The sequence below is a fragment of the Gibbsiella dentisursi genome (assembly GCF_039539505.1).
Lineage (GTDB): Bacteria > Pseudomonadota > Gammaproteobacteria > Enterobacterales > Enterobacteriaceae > Gibbsiella > Gibbsiella quercinecans.
The window spans coordinates 126593-143902 of record NZ_BAABDG010000011.1 but is presented as its reverse complement, the minus strand read 5'-3'; the positions used below and the strand labels follow the sequence as shown (position 1 = coordinate 143902).

Annotated in this window: 16 protein-coding genes; 9 read left to right on the top strand and 7 right to left on the bottom strand. The window is 56.3% G+C overall.

Features of this window, described 5'->3' with window-relative positions; genetic code table 11:
* Window positions 1-10: 10 nt before the first annotated feature.
* Window positions 11-1363, bottom strand: coding sequence for a glutathione-disulfide reductase (gene gorA / locus ABFX35_RS22880; protein ID WP_346083047.1), 1353 nt, complete (start codon window positions 1361-1363; stop codon window positions 11-13).
* 160 nt (window positions 1364-1523) lie between these two features.
* On the bottom strand, window positions 1524-2366 hold the full coding sequence (locus ABFX35_RS22875; protein WP_279025423.1) for a 23S rRNA (adenine(2030)-N(6))-methyltransferase RlmJ: 843 nt from the start codon (window positions 2364-2366) through the stop codon (window positions 1524-1526).
* A 121-nt stretch (window positions 2367-2487) separates the two neighbouring features.
* Between ABFX35_RS22875 and ABFX35_RS22870 the strand changes: the two genes are divergently transcribed.
* The 3 genes from ABFX35_RS22870 (at window position 2488) to rsmJ (ending at window position 5865) form a co-directional block, all read left to right on the top strand.
* Window positions 2488-2952, top strand: a complete 465-nt coding sequence (locus ABFX35_RS22870) for an HIT family protein (RefSeq protein ID WP_346083045.1) — start codon at window positions 2488-2490, stop codon at window positions 2950-2952.
* 115 nt (window positions 2953-3067) lie between these two features.
* A complete protein-coding gene (gene prlC / locus ABFX35_RS22865; RefSeq protein ID WP_279025419.1) occupies window positions 3068-5110 on the top strand; it encodes an oligopeptidase A in 2043 nt (680 codons plus the stop codon).
* Window positions 5111-5118: 8 nt separating this feature from the next.
* A complete protein-coding gene (gene rsmJ / locus ABFX35_RS22860) occupies window positions 5119-5865 on the top strand; it encodes a 16S rRNA (guanine(1516)-N(2))-methyltransferase RsmJ (RefSeq protein ID WP_121554259.1) in 747 nt (248 codons plus the stop codon).
* A 39-nt stretch (window positions 5866-5904) separates the two neighbouring features.
* On the opposite strand, the gene ABFX35_RS22855 is transcribed toward rsmJ, so the two are convergent.
* Entirely contained in the window at window positions 5905-6663 is a 759-nt protein-coding gene (locus ABFX35_RS22855) for a DeoR/GlpR family transcriptional regulator (RefSeq protein ID WP_095846680.1), read from the bottom strand.
* A gap of 59 nt (window positions 6664-6722) precedes the next feature.
* A complete protein-coding gene (gene glpG / locus ABFX35_RS22850; protein ID WP_346083043.1) occupies window positions 6723-7559 on the bottom strand; it encodes a rhomboid family intramembrane serine protease GlpG in 837 nt (278 codons plus the stop codon).
* A gap of 300 nt (window positions 7560-7859) precedes the next feature.
* Between glpG and rbsK the strand changes: the two genes are divergently transcribed.
* From rbsK to ABFX35_RS22830, 4 genes are all read left to right on the top strand, one after another.
* On the top strand, window positions 7860-9071 hold the full coding sequence (rbsK, locus tag ABFX35_RS22845; protein ID WP_346083042.1) for a ribokinase: 1212 nt from the start codon (window positions 7860-7862) through the stop codon (window positions 9069-9071).
* Window positions 9072-9122: 51 nt separating this feature from the next.
* A complete protein-coding gene (locus tag ABFX35_RS22840) occupies window positions 9123-10046 on the top strand; it encodes a dihydrodipicolinate synthase family protein (protein WP_346083041.1) in 924 nt (307 codons plus the stop codon).
* Window positions 10047-10131: 85 nt separating this feature from the next.
* Window positions 10132-10611 (top strand): NanQ anomerase/TabA/YiaL family protein, encoded by a 480-nt coding sequence (locus ABFX35_RS22835; protein ID WP_279027985.1) that lies wholly within the window; start codon window positions 10132-10134, stop codon window positions 10609-10611.
* Window positions 10611-11918 (top strand): MFS transporter, encoded by a 1308-nt coding sequence (locus ABFX35_RS22830; RefSeq protein ID WP_279027993.1) that lies wholly within the window; start codon window positions 10611-10613, stop codon window positions 11916-11918. The genes ABFX35_RS22835 and ABFX35_RS22830 overlap by 1 nt, the downstream gene beginning before the upstream one ends.
* 34 nt (window positions 11919-11952) lie before the next feature.
* Here ABFX35_RS22830 and glpE read toward each other — a convergent pair whose 3' ends face one another.
* Window positions 11953-12279, bottom strand: coding sequence for a thiosulfate sulfurtransferase GlpE (gene glpE / locus ABFX35_RS22825; RefSeq protein ID WP_279027983.1), 327 nt, complete (start codon window positions 12277-12279; stop codon window positions 11953-11955).
* A 234-nt stretch (window positions 12280-12513) separates the two neighbouring features.
* On the opposite strand from glpE, the gene ABFX35_RS22820 reads away from it, so the two are divergent.
* Window positions 12514-13476, top strand: a complete 963-nt coding sequence (locus ABFX35_RS22820) for an Rpn family recombination-promoting nuclease/putative transposase (RefSeq protein WP_346083040.1) — start codon at window positions 12514-12516, stop codon at window positions 13474-13476.
* 111 nt (window positions 13477-13587) lie between these two features.
* Here the strand turns inward: ABFX35_RS22820 and ulaR are convergent, their stop codons facing one another.
* Window positions 13588-14343 carry an HTH-type transcriptional regulator UlaR gene (ulaR, locus tag ABFX35_RS22815; protein WP_095846687.1) on the bottom strand — a complete coding sequence of 252 codons (756 nt, stop codon included), beginning with the start codon at window positions 14341-14343 and terminating at the stop codon, window positions 13588-13590.
* A gap of 118 nt (window positions 14344-14461) precedes the next feature.
* Window positions 14462-15526 (bottom strand): L-ascorbate 6-phosphate lactonase, encoded by a 1065-nt coding sequence (ulaG, locus tag ABFX35_RS22810; protein WP_095846688.1) that lies wholly within the window; start codon window positions 15524-15526, stop codon window positions 14462-14464.
* A 376-nt stretch (window positions 15527-15902) separates the two neighbouring features.
* On the opposite strand from ulaG, the gene ulaA reads away from it, so the two are divergent.
* Entirely contained in the window at window positions 15903-17300 is a 1398-nt protein-coding gene (gene ulaA, locus ABFX35_RS22805) for a PTS ascorbate transporter subunit IIC (RefSeq protein WP_095849022.1), read from the top strand.
* Window positions 17301-17310 lie beyond the last annotated feature (10 nt).

Genomic DNA, 17310 nt, shown 5'->3' with positions numbered 1-17310 from the left:
CTATCGGCATTTAGCGCATGGTAACGAACTCTTCCGAAGCCGTCGGGTGGATGGCAACGGTGTTGTCGAAGTCTTTCTTAGTGGCGCCCATTTTCACCGCCACGGCAAAGCCCTGCAGGATTTCATCCATCCCGAAGCCGATACCGTGCAGGCCGACGACTTTTTCGTCTTTACCCACGCAAACCAGTTTCATCCGGCACGGCTGGCGGTGCTGGGTGACTGCGGTATACATGGCGGTGAATGAAGAGGTGTAAACCTTCACCTGATCATCGCCGTATTTTTCTTTTGCCTGTGGTTCGGTCAGGCCAATGGTGCCGATCGGCGGGTGGCTGAAGACCACGGTCGGGATGTTACTGTAGTCCAGATGCTCATCGGGCTTGTTGTTGAACAGGCGCTCGGACAAACGGCGGCCTGCCGCAACGGCCACTGGCGTCAGCTCAACCGCGCCGGTGTTGTCGCCCACGGCGTAAATGCCTGGCACGCTGGTGTTCTGGAGTTTATCGACCTCGATGTAGCCTTTGTCGTTGGTTTTTACCCCGGTGACGCCCAGGTTCAGGTTGTCGGTTGCCGGTTCACGGCCGATGGCCCAAATCAGGCTGTCGACGGTGAAGGTTTGGCCGTTTTCTAACTGCAGCGTCAAGCTGCCGTCGGCATTCTTGGTGATGGCCTTCGGCGTGGATTCGGTGTGCAGGTTCGGCCCTTCGGTGTTCATCACCTCGACCAAGGTATCGACAATCAGCGGATCAAAGGTGCGCAGCGGCGCGTGTTTGCGCACAAACAAATGGGTCTCTGCGCCCAGTGCGTTCAGCACGCCGGCAATTTCTACCGCAATATAGCCTGCGCCGATAATGGCAACGCGCTTTGGCATGTCATCCAGCGCGAAGAAACCGTCGGAATCGATACCGTATTCGGCGCCGGGAATATCGGGGTGGCTTGGGCGCCCGCCGGTGGCGATCAGAATGTGATCGGCGGTGATCTTCTCGCCGTTCACTTCTACCGTGTGCGCGTCGACAAAGCGGGCGAACCCTTTAATGACGTCAACCTTATTTTTGCCCAGCACGTTGTCATAAGAGTTATGGATGCGGTCAATATAAGCGCTACGGTTGGCGATCAGCGTTTTCCAGTTAAACGCGTTAACCGTGGCGTCAAAGCCATAGTCCGGCCCGTACTGGTGGATGGCCTCGGCGATCTGCGCCGCGTGCCACATAACTTTCTTGGGAACACAGCCCACGTTGACGCAAGTACCACCCAGTTCTTTAGCTTCGATCAGCGCGCATTTCTGGCCATACATGGCTGCCCGGTTGATCGATGCGATCCCACCGCTGCCGCCGCCAATTGCAAGATAATCGTAATGTTTTGTCATTTGGGGTTCCATGCGTTTGTGTTATTTGAAGAGGCTAAGAGTTTAACGCCTGAGCGTTGTTTGTCGCAAAGATTGCATCAATGATTGTAATAGGTTGCGGCGGAATGCGCCGCAGGCGCCCTGGTGGCCCAGGCAACCGGATTGCCGGGCCAGGCGGGGATCACTCCGGCACCACCCAGTGCACCAGATGATGGCCGATCCCGGTGGGAACCAGCGCCTGGTGCAGCCAGGGCAGCACGGTGTTCATCTGCTGTTCCAGCTTCCACGGCGGGTTAATCACGATCATGCCGGAGGCGGTCATACCGCGGTGATCGCTGTCGGGTTTGACGGCCAGCTCAATTTGCAGGATGCGGCGGATCCCGGTCGCTTCCAGTTCCTTGAGCATGCGCTTGATCTGCTGGCGCAGGACGACCGGGTACCACAGCGCATAGGTGCCGGTGGCAAAGCGCTTATAGCCTTCCTGTATGCCTTTGACCACATCCTGGTAATCGGTCTTCATTTCATACGGCGGATCCATCAGGATGAGGCCGCGGCGCGTCGGGGGCGGCAACTGCGATTTGAGCTGCTGATACCCGTCGGCGCGGAGCACTTTGGCGCGTTCATCCTTCTGGAACTCGCCGCGCAACAGCGGATAATCGCTCGGGTGTAGCTCCGTCAGGTGGATTTTGTCCTGCGGGCGCAGCAGTTGGCGGGCAATCAGCGGCGAGCCGGGGTAGTAGCGCAGTTGGCCGCTGCGGTTGAAATTGTGCACCACGCTCATGTAGGCCGCCAGTTCCTGCGGCAGATCGTCACGCTGCCAAAGTTGGCCGATGCCTTCCAGGTATTCCCCGGTGCGCTCGGCGTGTTCCCCGCTCAGTTGGTAACGCCCGGCGCCGGAATGGGTATCCAGGTACAGGAAGGGTTTTTCTTTTTCTTTCATTGATTCAATGATCAGGCTTTGCACGGTGTGCTTGAGCACATCGGCATGGTTGCCGGCGTGAAAACTGTGGCGGTAACTAAGCATGGCGTTTGGTCATTCCTTGTGCTCCTACCGGAGCGGGATCAAAAAGGTGCAATATTGTGACAGTATAAACTGTTCGGGTCAGAAAAAGTGAAATGCATCGCCGTGACGGCAAGGAGGAGAAATGAGCTGCATATTTTGTGAGATGGTGGCGGGGCGGGCGCCATGCCACACCATTTGGCAAGACGATAATCATCTGGCGTTCCTGTCGATTTATCCCAATACCGAAGGCTTCACGGTGGTGATCCCGAAAGCACACTACCCAAGCTATGCCTTCACCCTGCCGGATGAAGTGCTGGGCCAACTGATATTGGCTACCAAGCAGGTTGCCCAATTGCTCGATCGCGCGTTCGATGATGTGGGGCGCAGCGGCATGGTATTTGAAGGTTTTGGCGTCGATCACGTGCATGCCAAGCTGATCCCGATGCACGGCACCGCGGAACTGGATCAATGGCAGCCGATAGAATCGCATTTGGAAAAGTTTTTCGATCGTTACGAAGGCTATTTGTCTTCCCATGACGCCAACCGCGCCGACGATCGGAATTTGGCCGCGCTGGCGGCCAGGATCCGTCAAGTGGGCAGCGCGTAAGGCACGAACTATCAACGGCAGCCATTGATTTTCAAGCAGCTTGCCTCCATGTTAGTTGTTCAAACGCATTTTAAGGCCGGGTATTTATCCCGGGCCCCAACTTCAGGACTGCTCTATGACAAATCCGTTGCTGACCCCATTTTCCCTACCGCCGTTTTCCGCCATTCGCCCTGAACACATTGTGCCGGCAGTGCAGTCAGCTTTGGCTGATTGCCGCGCTACGGTGGAACGTGTGGTCGCGCAGCCGGGGCCGTTTACCTGGGATAACCTTTGCCAACCGCTGGCGGAGGTGGACGATCGCCTGTCGCGTATCTGGTCGCCGATTGGCCACCTCAATGCCGTCAAGAACAGCCCGGAGCTGCGCACGGCCTATGAGCAGGCGCTGCCGCTGCTGTCGGAATATGGCACCTGGGTGGGCCAGCATGCCGGGCTGTACCAGGCCTATTGCAGCCTGAAGGACGGGGAAGGTTTCCACCAACTGAGCGTCGCGCAGCGCAAAGCGGTGGAAAACGCGCTGCGTGATTTTGAACTGTCCGGTATCGGCCTTTCCCCAGAAAAACAGAAACGCTACGGCGAAATTTCCGCGCGCCTGTCTGAGCTAAGCTCGACGTTCAGCAATAACGTGCTGGATGCCACCATGGGCTGGAGCAAGCTGATTACCAACGTGGACGAGCTGAGCGGTCTGCCGGAAAGCGCGTTGGCGGCGGCGCAAGCCATGGCGCAGGCCAAAGAGCAGGAAGGCTGGCTGCTGACGCTGGATATGCCGAGCTATCTGCCGGTAATGACCTATGCCGATAATCAGGCGCTGCGTGAAGAAATGTATCGCGCGTTCAGCACCCGCGCTTCCGATCAGGGGCCGAACGCCGGCAAATGGGACAACAGCGAAGTAATGGCGGAAAAGCTGGCGCTGCGTCACGAACAGGCGCAACTGCTGGGTTTTGCCTCCTATGCGCACAAATCGCTGGCGACCAAAATGGCGGAAAGCACGGAGCAGGTGATCGGCTTCCTGACCGATCTGGCCAAACGCGCGCGCCCACAGGCCGAACAAGAACTGGCGCAGCTGCGCGCCTTCGCCGAAGAGAATTACGGCGTGGAAACGTTGGCGCCGTGGGATATCGCCTACTACAGCGAAAAACAGAAACAGCATCTGTTCTCGATCAGCGATGAGCAACTGCGCCCCTATTTCCCGGAACAGCGCGTGGTGGAAGGGTTGTTTGAGGTGGTGAAGCGCATTTATGGCATCACCGCCAAAGAGCGTAAGGATGTGGACACCTGGCACCCAGAGGTGCGCTTCTTCGATCTGTTCGACGCCAGCGGCGAACTGCGCGGCAGTTTCTATCTGGATTTGTACGCCCGCGAACACAAACGCGGCGGCGCCTGGATGGACGACTGCGTCTGCAGCCTGCGTAAAGCCAATGGCGAGCTGCAAAAGCCGGTGGCCTTCCTGGTGTGTAACTTCAACCGTCCGTTGGGCGACAAGCCTGCGCTGTTTACCCACAACGAAGTGACCACGCTGTTCCATGAGTTCGGCCATGGTTTGCACCATATGCTGACCCAGATCGACACCGCCGGTGTTGCCGGTATCAGCGGTGTGCCATGGGATGCGGTGGAGCTGCCGAGCCAGTTTATGGAAAACTGGTGCTGGGAACCGGAAGCGCTGGCATTTATCTCTGGCCACTACCAAACCGGCGAGCCGCTGCCGAAAGCGCTGCTCGACAAGCTGCTGGAAGCGAAAAACTACCAGGCGGCCATGTTCATCCTGCGTCAGTTGGAGTTCGGCCTGTTCGATTTCCGTATGCACGTGGAATACAGCCCGGAAAAAGGCGCGCAGGTGCTGCCAACGCTGGCGGAAGTGAAGAAAATGGTCGCCGTGGTGCCATCGCCAAGCTGGAACCGCTTCCCGCATGCCTTCAGCCATATCTTTGCCGGCGGTTATGCGGCGGGCTATTACAGCTATCTGTGGGCGGAAGTGCTGTCGGCAGACGCGTTCTCACGCTTTGAGGAAGAGGGCATCTTTAACCCGGAAACCGGGAAGTCGTTCCTTGATAACATCCTGTCGCGCGGGGGTTCGGAAGCGCCGATGGATCTGTTCAAACGCTTCCGTGGCCGCGAACCGCAACTGGATGCTATGCTGCGCCATTACGGTATCAAAGGGTAACCAAACACGTGAGCGTGTGTTTATTGTGTGAAGCAGGCGCCGATCCCGGCGCCTTGTCTATTTTGGCTGAGCGTTGGCGGCTCGTTTCCGATGATGATGCGCTAATGGCTCTGGTGTTAACCCCCGAGCGGCTGGAACTGCGCAAGCGCGACGAGCCAAAGCTAGGGGCGATTTACGTCGATTTCGTGTCGGGCGCCATGGCGCACCGCCGGCGTTTTGGCGGCGGCCGCGGGGAGGCGGTGGCCAAAGCCGTAGGCATCAAGGGCAGCTATCTGCCGGACGTGGTGGATGCGACCGCCGGCCTGGGGCGCGATGCGTATGTGCTGGCGGCACTGGGTTGCCGCGTGCGCATGCTGGAACGCAACCCTGTCGTGGCCGCGTTGCTGGACGATGGCTTGCAGCGTGGCTATCAGGATGCGGATATCGGCCCCTGGCTGCGCGAGCGTATGTCGCTGCTGCACGCTTCCAGCCTGACGGCGCTGGCACAGATTGAAGCGCGCCCGGAGGTGGTGTATCTCGATCCTATGTATCCGCACCGGCAGAAAAGCGCGCTGGTGAAGAAAGAAATGCGGGTGTTCCAGTCGCTGGTGGGCAGCGATGATGATGCCGACGGCCTGCTGGAGCCGGCGCGGCGCCTGGCGACCAAACGCATTGTGGTGAAGCGCCCGGACTATGCGCCACCGTTGGCTAACGTGGCGGCGCATGCCGCAACCCTGACCAAAAACCACCGTTTCGATATCTATATGCCGCTGTAGGCGCGTTCGCCCTCGCGCACATCAGAGGGCGCAGGCGTATCAGCACAGCTCCAGTTGCACATCATACTGCTCAATGATTTTCATCACGCTGGGCGGCGGCAACTGATCGGTAAACAAATAATCAATCAGGTTCATATTGCCAAGGTTCACCATCGCATTGCGGCCAAACTTGGAATGGTCGGTCACCAGCATCACGCAGCGTGAGTTTTCGATAATCGCTCGCTTGGTGCGCACTTCGTGATAATCGAATTCGAGCAGCGAACCGTCCATATCAATACCGCTGATGCCGAGAATGCCATAGTCAAGACGGAACTGGGAGATGAAATCCAGCGTGGCTTCGCCCATGATGCCGCCGTCGCGGGTGCGTACTTCGCCCCCGGCCAGGATCAGCCTGAAATCCTCTTTGGCGGTCAGTAGCGTTGCAACGTTAAGGTTATTGGTCACCACGCGCAGGTTTTTGTGATTCATCAACGCATGGGCCACCGCTTCGGGCGTGGTGCCGATATCGATAAACAGCGTGGCGCCATCGGGGATCTGGCTGGCAACGCGCTGGGCGATGCGCGCTTTCTCTTCCGACCACATCACCTTGCGGTCGTGATAGGCGGCGTTCACCGAGCTGGAGGGCAGAGCGGCGCCGCCGTGGTGGCGCTGGATTTTGTTCTGATCGGCCAGATCGTTGAGATCGCGGCGGATGGTCTGCGGGCTGACGGCAAAATGTTCGACCAGCTCCTCGGTACTGACATATCCTTGTTGCCGCACCAGCTCAATAATTGCGTCATGACGCTGTGTTTGCTTCACGATATTCCTCTACCTTATACGCCAAACCATGCCCGTTGCCGCGGCTATGGCCGTGACTGTTATTGTTCGCTGTGCGCACGATGACGCGTGTCCCAATATGCCATCATTAACCCTAACACTAAACCAGCCACGTGTGCTGCGTTGGCGATCGACATGCCTAAAATATCGAAATAGCCGGCAACCAGCCACAGGGCGGCAAACGCCATCAGGCCACGCGGCAGCATCAGGCCGCGCTCTGGGGCGCGTTCGCCGCTGAGCCACACGTAGCCCATCAGCGCATAGACCACGCCGGAAAGGCCGCCGAACAAGGCGCCGCTGAACAGAGACTGCGCCCAGCCGCTGAAAAATGCGGATACCACAGCCAGCACGAATAGCTTGCCGGCGCCAAGGCGCTTTTCCAACGGGCCGCCAAGATACCACCACCACATCAGGTTGAAGACAATGTGCAGCAGTGAAAAGTGCAGGAAGGCGTGGCTGACCCAGCGCCACAGCTGCGAATATTGGCTGCTGTTCTGCGGCCAGGAGAGCCAGTACATCACATGGTCTGCGCCCATGATCTGCATCAGGATATATACCAGGATGCACAGTGCCATCACGCTGAGCGTCAGCGGGCCGGCCTTGCTGCGGATGATCTGCCAATAAGAGGCGCGCTGGTAATGCAGCCCGGCATCGGTGGTGCCGGTTTGCCAACTGGCGGCTTGGTAGCGGCGGTTGAGCGGATCGTGCAGGAACTGTTGCAGCTCGTGCTGCACCTGTTCCAGCCGGGCTTCATCCTCCAGCCAGATTTCTGCCGCTTCATCAGTGTGGCGTGCCGTTAATTGAATACCCTGGGTCGCCATATAATCTATGAAGGCCTGTGCCAGGCGTGGATTGGAAACGGCGATCACGCGAACCATAGCTTTTCCGTCTAATTGAATGATTTTGACCGCCGGTTATCAGTGGCGGAGATGACGGCTGATTATAACGTCGAAATCCTGAACACAGGCAAAGGATTGAAAAAAAACCATAAGCCCAGGCGCCGGTAACCCGGCCATTTTGGCCGTTCAAGAAAATGTGAGCCACCCCTCAAACCCAGACGAATTGCGGTTTTTTACCGCGATTTTTGTTTACTTCCGTTTTGCCCCACAACATATGATCCCAGTCACTTTTTAGCCACAGGCGCTCCCGTACTCTCAAAAACAGGTGCTGAGGTGATTATGTTTCTTGAAGAACGACGCAATAAGATCTTGGAATATTTGGATAAATATGAGCGCGTTAGCGTGACATATTTATCCACGGCGTTTGCCGTGTCCAAAGAGACTATTCGCAGTGATTTAAATGAATTAACCCGGCAGGGATTCGCGCAGCGTTGCTACGGCGGCGCGATTGTGATTCGCCGCAGCCTCCAGGCCAAATTAATTACTGAAACTGGCGGGAATTTCGAAGTGTTATTAAAACGCCTGGAAAACCAGAGAAAGAAAACGCCGGAAAAAGGCAGGGGAAAAAAAATGCAGGGTAAGGTGTGTATATTAGGTTCGTTTAATGTCGATATCGTGGCGAAGGTGGCCCGTTTCCCTCGCGGCGGCGAGTCTTTGCTGGCGCTGGGTAGCACGCTTGGCCCTGGCGGCAAAGGGGCTAATCAGGCCACCGCCGCCAGCCGCGCCGGCGCCTGCGTGCATTTTGTGTCGAAGGTGGGCAAGGATCAGTTCAGCCAATTCGCTTTTGATCATCTTTCTTCATCAGAAATACATTCCTTTAATTTATATCAGTCGGAAACCGAACCCACCGGTAACGCGATTATTTATGTGTCGCAGCAGGATGGCGAAAATATGATTGCCATTTATTCCGGCGCCAATAAAACCATTACCGATGAAGAAGTAGCGGCAATTACCCCGGAGTTGTCGAATGCCGACGTTTTGCTGCTGCAGTTGGAAAATAATTTTGATGCCACGCTAAATGCCATGAAGCTGGCTAATGCGTTGGGAATAAAAGTCATTCTAAACCCCGCCCCTTATTCCAGCGATGCGTTGCAGAGCCTGGAATTTGTCGACGTGATTACCCCGAATGAAACCGAAGCCTCTTTGCTTTCCGGTATTGAAGTAACGGATTTGGCCAGCGCCAAAGAAGCGGCGCTGCGCATCATTGGGCTGGGGGCCAGGCGGGTGATTATCACCATGGGATCGCGCGGGGCGCTGATCCTGGACGGCGGCCAGTTCCAGCACATTCCAGCGTTCCCGGCATTGAGCGTTGATACTACCGGTGCGGGCGATGCGTTCAACGGCGCCCTGGCGGCGGCCGTGGCGAGCGGGCAGACGCTGGTTCAGGCGGCGACTTACGCCGCGGCGTTTGCCTCTCTGGCGGTTGAACGGGAGGGCGCTTCCAACATGCCGCAACACGAACAGGTGGTGGCTCGCTTGAGCCAGCGCTAATCCGATACATCAGATAATGAGTAGCCGCAAGTGCGGCGCGAGGAGTGATAAATGAAAAGCATTGATGGCATTGTTCCTGTGATGTTAACGCCGTTCACCGAACAAAACGAGATTGATTACCCCGGCCTGGCGCGGCTGATCGACTGGTATCTTGCGCGCGGCGTCGATGCGCTGTTTGCGGTGTGCCAGTCTAGCGAGATGCAGTATCTCAGCCTGGCGGAGCGCGTTGCACTGGCGCGTTTTGTGGTGCAACAGGTGGATGGCCGCGTGCCGGTGATCGCTTCCGGCCATATTAGCGATGAGCTGGGCCAGCAGGTTGAAGAACTGCAGGCGATGGCGCAAACCGGCATTGATGCGCTGGTGCTGGTGACCAACCATCTTGATCCCAAACAACAGGGGAGCGCGGCGTTTTTCAGCACGCTGGAGCAACTGCTGGCGGCGCTGCCGGCCGAGCTGCCGCTGGGGCTGTATGAATGCCCGGCGCCTTATCGTCGCCTGCTGAGCGACGAAGAGCTGACCTATTGCGCCAATAGCGGCCGCTTTGTGGTACTGAAGGACGTCAGCTGTGATCTGCCAACCGTCACCCGCCGGGTAAAACTGGTTGCCGGCACGCCGTTGAACATTATCAATGCCAACGCCGCCATCGCCTATCCGGCCATGCAGGCCGGTTCCAAAGGCTTTAGCGGCGTATTCACCAATTTCCACCCTGAACTCTACCACTGGTTGTATCACCACGGGGCGCAGCAACCGGCGCTCGCTCAGGAGTTGTCGATCTTCCTGTCGCTGGCAGCGGTGACCGAAACCCTGGGTTACCCGAAGAACGCCAAAATCTATCACCAGCGTCTTGGCACCTTCAGCAGCGAATTTTGCCGGGTGAATAAAGACAACGTGCTGGAAAAATTCTGGGGGCTCGGCGTGCTGTTGGAGCAAATCCACACCGGCACGGCGTTTTACCAGAAAAAGGTGGCTGGCTAAGCCATTGCGGGGCGTTGCGCCCCGCTGCAAACCCCACTTTTGTACCTAAACCCGCTAAAACAACCACTATACGGGGCACTACATTATGATGATTTGCGATCTCCAGGATTGGGCGCAGGAGAAGCATGCGTTCCATCCCATCATTCACCAGGCCATTGCGTTTATTCAACGCACCGACTTCAGCGCGCTGCCGCTCGGCAAGATCGACATTATCCCCGGCAAGCTGTTTTGTCTGCTGCAGGAAATGCACACCGTACCGGCAGAACAGATGCGTGCAGAGTCGCATTTTGACTTTGTCGATATTCAATACCTGCTGCAGGGTGAAGAGACCATCGGCGTTGCCCGCCGCCAGGGCGATGAAACGATCACGGAACAGCGCCTGGAACACGACATCGTGTTTTATCAGCAGACGCATAACGAGATAGCGGTCACTTTGCAGCCCGGCATGTTCGCGGTGTTTTTCCCGCACGATCTGCACCGGCCTTGCTGCCAGAGCCATGGTGAAGCGTTGATCCGCAAAGCGGTAATCAAAATTCACCTCAGTTTGTTTAGCGGGGGTGAATGATGAAAAACGTAACCACGGCTATCAACCCGACGGCAGTAGCCCAGACGCAGGCAACGCCCATCACGCGCTTGCGCTGGGGGATCATTTTGATCCTGCTGTTGGCGGCGATCGTAAACTACCTTGATCGGGCCAACCTGAGCATCGCCAATACCACCATCGCCAGGGAGTTTGGCTTCTCATCCACTGAAATGGGTATGCTGCTTTCTGCTTTTCTGTGGCCCTATGCGCTGGCTAACCTGCCTGCGGGCTGGCTGGTGGATAAGTTGGGGCCGAAGAAAATGTTCGCCTGGGCGCTAAGCCTGTGGTCGGCCTTTACCGCGATGGCGGCCTTTGTGAACAGCTATTCGCTGTTTTACGGCTTGCGCATGATGCTGGGGGTGTCTGAATCGCCGTTCTTTACCTCCGGGATCAAAATCACCCACCGGTGGTTCTCGGAAAAGGAACGCGGGCTGCCGACGTCCATCATCAATACCGGTTCGCAAATTGCCAACGCCGTGGCGCCGCCGATCCTGACGGTCTTACTGCTGACCCTGGGCTGGCGCGGCATGTTTATCGTCATTGGTCTGGCAGGCATTCCGCTGCTGCTGGCCTGGCTGAAGTTCTACCGCGATCCGGATGCGCGTGAAGAAGCGCTGATCCACGCCGGCAAACGCCCGGTTGCGCAACCGGCGGGCCAGGCGGTGGCCAAGGCCAGCTGGGGCTCACTATTCCGCCATAAAACCACCTGGTTCATGATTGTGGGCAACTTCTCAATCATGTTCACCATTTGGGTGTACCTGACCTGGCTGCCGAGCTACCTGGAAACTTCGCTGGGGTTCAGCCTCAAGCAGACCGGCTGGATCGCCTCGATCCCGTTCTTCGCCGGGATCCTTGGGGTGCTTTGCGGTGGTGCGCTGTCTGATTGGATGATCCGCCGCGGCGCCAAGGCGATCGCAGCGCGCAAGGTCCCGATCGTTTGCGGCGCGGCGTTGGCGGCTTGCTTTGTGGCGCCGATCCCCTTTGTGGATAGCACGCCGCTGTGCATCCTGCTGCTGACGCTGGGGTACTTCTGCTCGCAGCTCCCTTCCGGGGTGATCTGGACGCTGGCGACCGATATCGCGCCGAAAGAACAGGTGGCGTCGCTGGGGGCAATTCAGAACTTTGGTGGTTTCCTCGGGGCGGCCATGGCGCCTATCGTCACCGGTGTGATCCTCGATCTGACCGGCCAGTTCACCAATGTGTTCCTGCTGGGGGCGGGCTTACTGATGCTGGGCGCGCTGAGCTACGGCCTGTTTGTGAAACGGCCGATGGTACTGGCGCAATCATAAAGGGAACAGGGCGCAGCGGACGCGCCCTTACAGGCTAAACGGACGTTTCGACATCCTGCGGGAACTGGCGCAGCCAGGCTTCAAAACCGCCGTCGATGCTGTAGACGGCGTCAAAGCCTTGGGTCAACAGGTACTGTGCGGCGCCGCGGCTGCTGTTGCCGTGATAGCACATCACCATCACCGGCCGATCGAAATCATTCTGCTGCATAAAGGCGTGCAGGCTGTCGTTAGTAAGATGAAAAGCGCCCGGCGTATGCCCGGCCTGAAAGCTTTGCGGATCACGGATATCAACCAGCGCGGCGCTGCCATCTTTCCAGCGGGCATAGGCCTGTTCTACGTTGATCGCTTCAAACTGTTCCATAACGAATAACTGCCTTGTGATTGGGAGACACGGATAGTGTAGCGAATTCTGCGCCGTTTAAGACCGGGGCAACGCTGTGGTTTTTATTTCTCAAGATAGACGACATTTCTCTGGATATTCGTAAATAGCAACAGTAACGCTCCCTATCGGACGCCACAACCAGCGGGTATGCAAGCCTGCGTTTCGATACAATCCGTCCATGCAAGATGCCGCCATAAAGGCAAAGGAGAAGGCATGTCTGACAGGAAAGCGAAGGGCAGCCGGAATCGCAGCCCAACCCCACACGATCTGGCATTCAAACAGTTTCTGACCCATCCCGATACCGCCAGGGATTTCATGCAACTGCATCTGCCGGCAGAACTGCAGGCAGTCTGTGACTTCAATACCCTTAAGCTGGAATCCGGTAGCTTTGTCGAAGAGAATTTGCGCCCTTATTTCAGCGACATCCTCTACAGTCTGAAAACCACGGCGGGCGATGACGGCTATATTCACGTGCTCATTGAACACCAGTCATCTCCTGACAAGCATATGGCGTTCAGGCTTCTTCGTTACGCGGTGGCGGCTATGCAGCGCCACCTGGATGCCGGTCATCAACAACTGCCGCTGGTGATACCGGTGCTATTCTATACGGGCAGGCGTAGCCCCTATCCGTATTCAACCCGGTGGCTGGACGAATTTGCCACACCGGCTCTGGCCGAAAGCCTTTACAGCGGTAGTTTCCCTTTGGTTGATGTGACGGTGATTCCCGATGACGAGATAATGGGCCACCGCAGTATGGCGGCACTGACGCTGCTGCAGAAACATATTCACCGGCGGGATTTGGCAGACCTGCTGGACAATCTGGCCACCCTGTTGCTGACGGAACACATGACAGGACAGCAGCTGGTTTCACTGATAAACTACCTCGTACAGGCGGGCGAAACTTCAGACGCAGAGGCCTTTGTACGTGAACTGGCAAAGCGGGTACCGCAACATGAGGACGAACTGATGACCATCGCGCAACAGCTTGAACAAAAGGGCATTGAGAAGGGGATTGAGCAAGGTATCCAGCTTGGTGAGCAACGTGGCATTGTAAAAGGTGAGCGCGAAGCTACGCTGAAAATTGCCCGCACTATGCTGCAGAACGGTCTCGATCACCACACCGTCAAAAAAATGACCGGTCTTACCGACGACGATTTGGCGAAGATTCGCCACTGATCTTCATTCCGTCCCGAAACGCGCTATCTGGCCGTCAGACGCATCTATCAGCGGATTCACCTGGCGGCCGTCATCATCAAAATTTTCATTTCGGCAATAACCGCCGGAAGGCTATACCAACTGTACCTCAACCCCCTGCTGGCGCAGTTGCTCCACGATTGCCGGATCGGCTTCGCGGCCGGTGATCACGATATTGATTTGCTCGGTGCGGCTGAACAGCATACCGGCGCGTTGCCCGACTTTGCTACTGTCGACTAAAACCACCAGCTTGCCAACATAGTTGAGCATCTTCTGCTCGGCCATGGCGGTGAGCATGTCGGTTTTATACAACCCATCGGCCGTCAGGCCGATACCGCTGGTAAACATCCAGTGCCCAGCGTACAGCGTCGTATCGCCATCCTGGGGCGCCAGGGTGATCGATTGTGTTTTATTGTACTGGCCACCCATGATGACGACGCTGTCGTGCTCGCGTTCAATCAGATAATTGGCCAACGGCAGATAGTTGGTGATCACCTGCACCTCTTTGCCACACATCTCACGGCCCAGCAGGAAAGCGGTGGAGCCACAGTTAATCACCACGCTTTCACCCGGCTGGCAAAGCTGCGCGGCCGCTTTGGCAATCCGCATTTTTTCATCCAGATGTTGCGTTTGGTGAATATTAAGCGGTGTCCAGGCCGGCCGTACGGTATGGGTGGCCTCTGCGCCGTTGCGCACCTTACGCAGCTTGCCGATCTGATTGAGTTTATTAATATCGCGGCGGGCGGTAGCTGGCGAGATATCAAACGCGCTGATCACGTCCGTAACGGAAATTTGCCCCTTACGCTGTAAGAGATCGAGAATGGCATTGTGGCGTTGGGACTCTGTCATGCAGGCTCCGTTGAAGGGTAGGGACACGTTTTTCCGATTATATGCGCACTGATTGATAATTTGAATCATATCTGTTCAAAAGTGCGCATAATAGCGTTGCGCGCTGCCCCTATACCGGCTACAGGAAGGATTTGAACGGTAAATCCGGTTCAAGGGTAAAACAATCGTCAAAACCACGCGGGTAGTGGTATTCCAAATTATCTTTGTCCTGTGGCCAGGTAAATTTGCCGCCAACCTGCCAGATAAACGGCTTGAAGCCGTATTTCAACCGATCTTTTTTCATTTCCCACAGCATGCGGATCTCTTGTGGATCGGCCTGGAAATTTGACCAGATATCATGGTGGAACGGGATCACTACCTTGGCGTTCAGCGATTCCGCCATCCGCAGGATATCGGCGCTGGTCATTTTATCGGTGATACCGCGCGGGTTTTCACCGTAGGAGCCTAAGGCCACGTCAATGTGGTGCTCATTGCCGTGTTTGGCGTAGTAGTTGGAATAGTGTGAGTCACCGCTGTGATAGAGATTGCCGCCCGGCGTTTTAAACAGGTAATTGACCGCACGCTGATCCATGCCATCCGGCAACACGCCCGCAGCCTTTTGCTCCGGTGGCAACGTAATCAACGCGGTGCGATCGAAGGCGTCCATCGCGTGGATTTCCACGTCCTTGATTTTTATCACATCGCCGGGTTTGACAACGGTGCAGCGTTCGCGCGGAACCCCCCAACCGATCCAAATATCCACGCAGCTCTGTGGGCCAATGAAAGGCACCGTATCCGCACAGTTTTGCAGCACGGCGGCGGCGACGTTGACGTCAATATGGTCGTTATGGTCATGGGTGGCCAATACCGCATCGATCTGTTTAATCGCGAAAGGATCAAGAACAAACGGCGTGGTGCGCAGGTTCGGCTGCAGCTTTTTCACTCCGGCCATGCGTTGCATCTGGTGGCCGGTTTTCATCAATGGGTTCCCATGGCTCTGTTTCCCGGTGCCGCACCAAAAATCGACGCACAGGTTGGCGCCTTCCTCCGATTTTAACCAAATGCCGGTGCATCCCAGCCACCACATGCTGAAGGTGCCTGGAGCGACCTGCGTTTGTTCTATTTCCTCATTGAGCCAGGTCCCCCATTCCGGAAAGGTATTCAGTATCCAGGATTCACGTGTGATTGCGGCTACTTTACTCATGATTCAGTCCTCATCATCGGGGTTAGGTTAGTTTAATAATCACATGTAATCATTAAATGATTTACTTTGACTGAATCTAGCACCGTTTTATGAGGCTGGCAATGGGGGGAATGTGGCCGATGGGGGAGGGGTAAAGTGTGTTTAGTATGCTGCGTTTTTATTTCATCATAATAAATTCAATGAATAATCGCGGTTTTTACGCTAGTGCATTGAATTACTATGGGATTGATTTATAACTTGAGAGGTTGTTCACAAATAATCATTTGTGATCTTTTGGTGATTCTTGGTGATTGATATGGTGATGGGGTTCCTGCGTTACTGTGCCGGCGGGTTTTCCAGAGCGCAGCATGCGGGCCAACGTTACCTGGAGAACCGTATGGAAATCCTTTACACCATTTTCACCGTTTTTTTTAATCAAGTGATGACGAATGCCCCGTTACTGCTGGGGTTGGTCACCCTGCTGGGCTATATCCTGCTGCGCAAAAGCGCGGCGGTCATCATCAAAGGCACCATCAAAACCATTATCGGCTTCATGCTGTTGCAGGCCGGTTCCGGCATTCTCACCAGCACGTTTAAACCCGTCGTCGCGAAGCTATCGCAAGTGTATGGCATCAACGGCGCGATCTCTGACACCTATTCATCAATGATGGCGACCATCGAACGGATGGAAGGGGCTTATAGTTGGGTTGGCTATGCGGTGTTGCTGGCGTTGGCGCTCAATATCCTTTATGTGCTGCTGCGGCGTATTACCGGTATTCGCACCATCATGTTGACCGGCCACATCATGTTCCAGCAGGTGGGGCTGATCGCCGTGTTCTTCTACATCATGGGCTACGGCATGTGGACCACGGTGCTGTGCAGTGCGCTGATTGCTTCACTGTACTGGGGCATTACCTCCAACATGATGTTCAAACCCACCCAGGCGGTGACGGAAAACAGCGGGTTCTCGATTGGCCACCAGCAGCAGTTCGCGTCGTGGCTGGCCTATAAGGCCGCGCCTTATCTGGGCAAGAAAGAAGAGAGCGTAGAGGATCTGAAGCTGCCGGGATGGCTGAATATTTTCCACGATAACATCGTCTCCACCGCCATTGTCATGACGGTATTCTTCGGCGTCATCCTGTGCTCATTCGGCCTGAACACGTTGCAGCAGATGGCCGGGCAAACCCATTGGACCATTTACATCCTGCAAACCGGCCTGATGTTCGCGGTGGCGATCTTCATCATTGTGCAGGGCGTGCGCATGTTCGTCGCCGAGTTGACCGAAGCCTTCAACGGTATCTCGCAGCGCCTGATCCCCGGCGCCGTGCTGGCGATTGACTGCGCGGCCATTTACAGCTTTGCACCGAACGCGGTGGTCTGGGGCTTTATGTGGGGCACCATCGGCCAACTGCTCGCCGTCGGCATTCTGCTCGGTATCGGTTCTTCCATCATGATCATTCCCGGCTTTATCCCGATGTTCTTCTCCAACGCCACCATCGGCGTGTTCGCCAACCATTTTGGCGGCTGGCGCGCGGCGCTGAAGATCTGCCTGGTGATGGGCATGGTTGAAATCTTCGGCTGCGTCTGGGCCGTCAAGCTGACCGGGTTAAGCGCCTGGATGGGGATGGCGGACTGGTCGATTCTGGCGCCACCGCTGATGCAGGGCTTGTACTTTGGCCTGTGGTTTATGGGCGTGGTGATCGTTATCGCACTGCTGTACATGTTCTTCGCCGGGCGCACGTTGCGCATGGAAGAAAACGCAGAAAAACAACACATTGAATCGGCATCTCATTAACTGGAGGGCA

Coding starts and splice junctions, on each gene's coding strand:
- rbsK (WP_346083042.1), top strand. CDS start 7,860: ATGTTTCTTGAAGAACGACGCAATAAGATCTTGGAATATTTGGATAAA.
- glpG (WP_346083043.1), bottom strand. CDS start 7,559: ATGGTTCGCGTGATCGCCGTTTCCAATCCACGCCTGGCACAGGCCTTC.
- ulaG (WP_095846688.1), bottom strand. CDS start 15,526: ATGAGTAAAGTAGCCGCAATCACACGTGAATCCTGGATACTGAATACC.
- prlC (WP_279025419.1), top strand. CDS start 3,068: ATGACAAATCCGTTGCTGACCCCATTTTCCCTACCGCCGTTTTCCGCC.
- ABFX35_RS22830 (WP_279027993.1), top strand. CDS start 10,611: ATGAAAAACGTAACCACGGCTATCAACCCGACGGCAGTAGCCCAGACG.
- glpE (WP_279027983.1), bottom strand. CDS start 12,279: ATGGAACAGTTTGAAGCGATCAACGTAGAACAGGCCTATGCCCGCTGG.
- ABFX35_RS22875 (WP_279025423.1), bottom strand. CDS start 2,366: ATGCTTAGTTACCGCCACAGTTTTCACGCCGGCAACCATGCCGATGTG.
- ABFX35_RS22835 (WP_279027985.1), top strand. CDS start 10,132: ATGATGATTTGCGATCTCCAGGATTGGGCGCAGGAGAAGCATGCGTTC.
- ABFX35_RS22870 (WP_346083045.1), top strand. CDS start 2,488: ATGAGCTGCATATTTTGTGAGATGGTGGCGGGGCGGGCGCCATGCCAC.
- ulaR (WP_095846687.1), bottom strand. CDS start 14,343: ATGACAGAGTCCCAACGCCACAATGCCATTCTCGATCTCTTACAGCGT.
- ulaA (WP_095849022.1), top strand. CDS start 15,903: ATGGAAATCCTTTACACCATTTTCACCGTTTTTTTTAATCAAGTGATG.
- ABFX35_RS22820 (WP_346083040.1), top strand. CDS start 12,514: ATGTCTGACAGGAAAGCGAAGGGCAGCCGGAATCGCAGCCCAACCCCA.
- ABFX35_RS22840 (WP_346083041.1), top strand. CDS start 9,123: ATGAAAAGCATTGATGGCATTGTTCCTGTGATGTTAACGCCGTTCACC.
- gorA (WP_346083047.1), bottom strand. CDS start 1,363: ATGACAAAACATTACGATTATCTTGCAATTGGCGGCGGCAGCGGTGGG.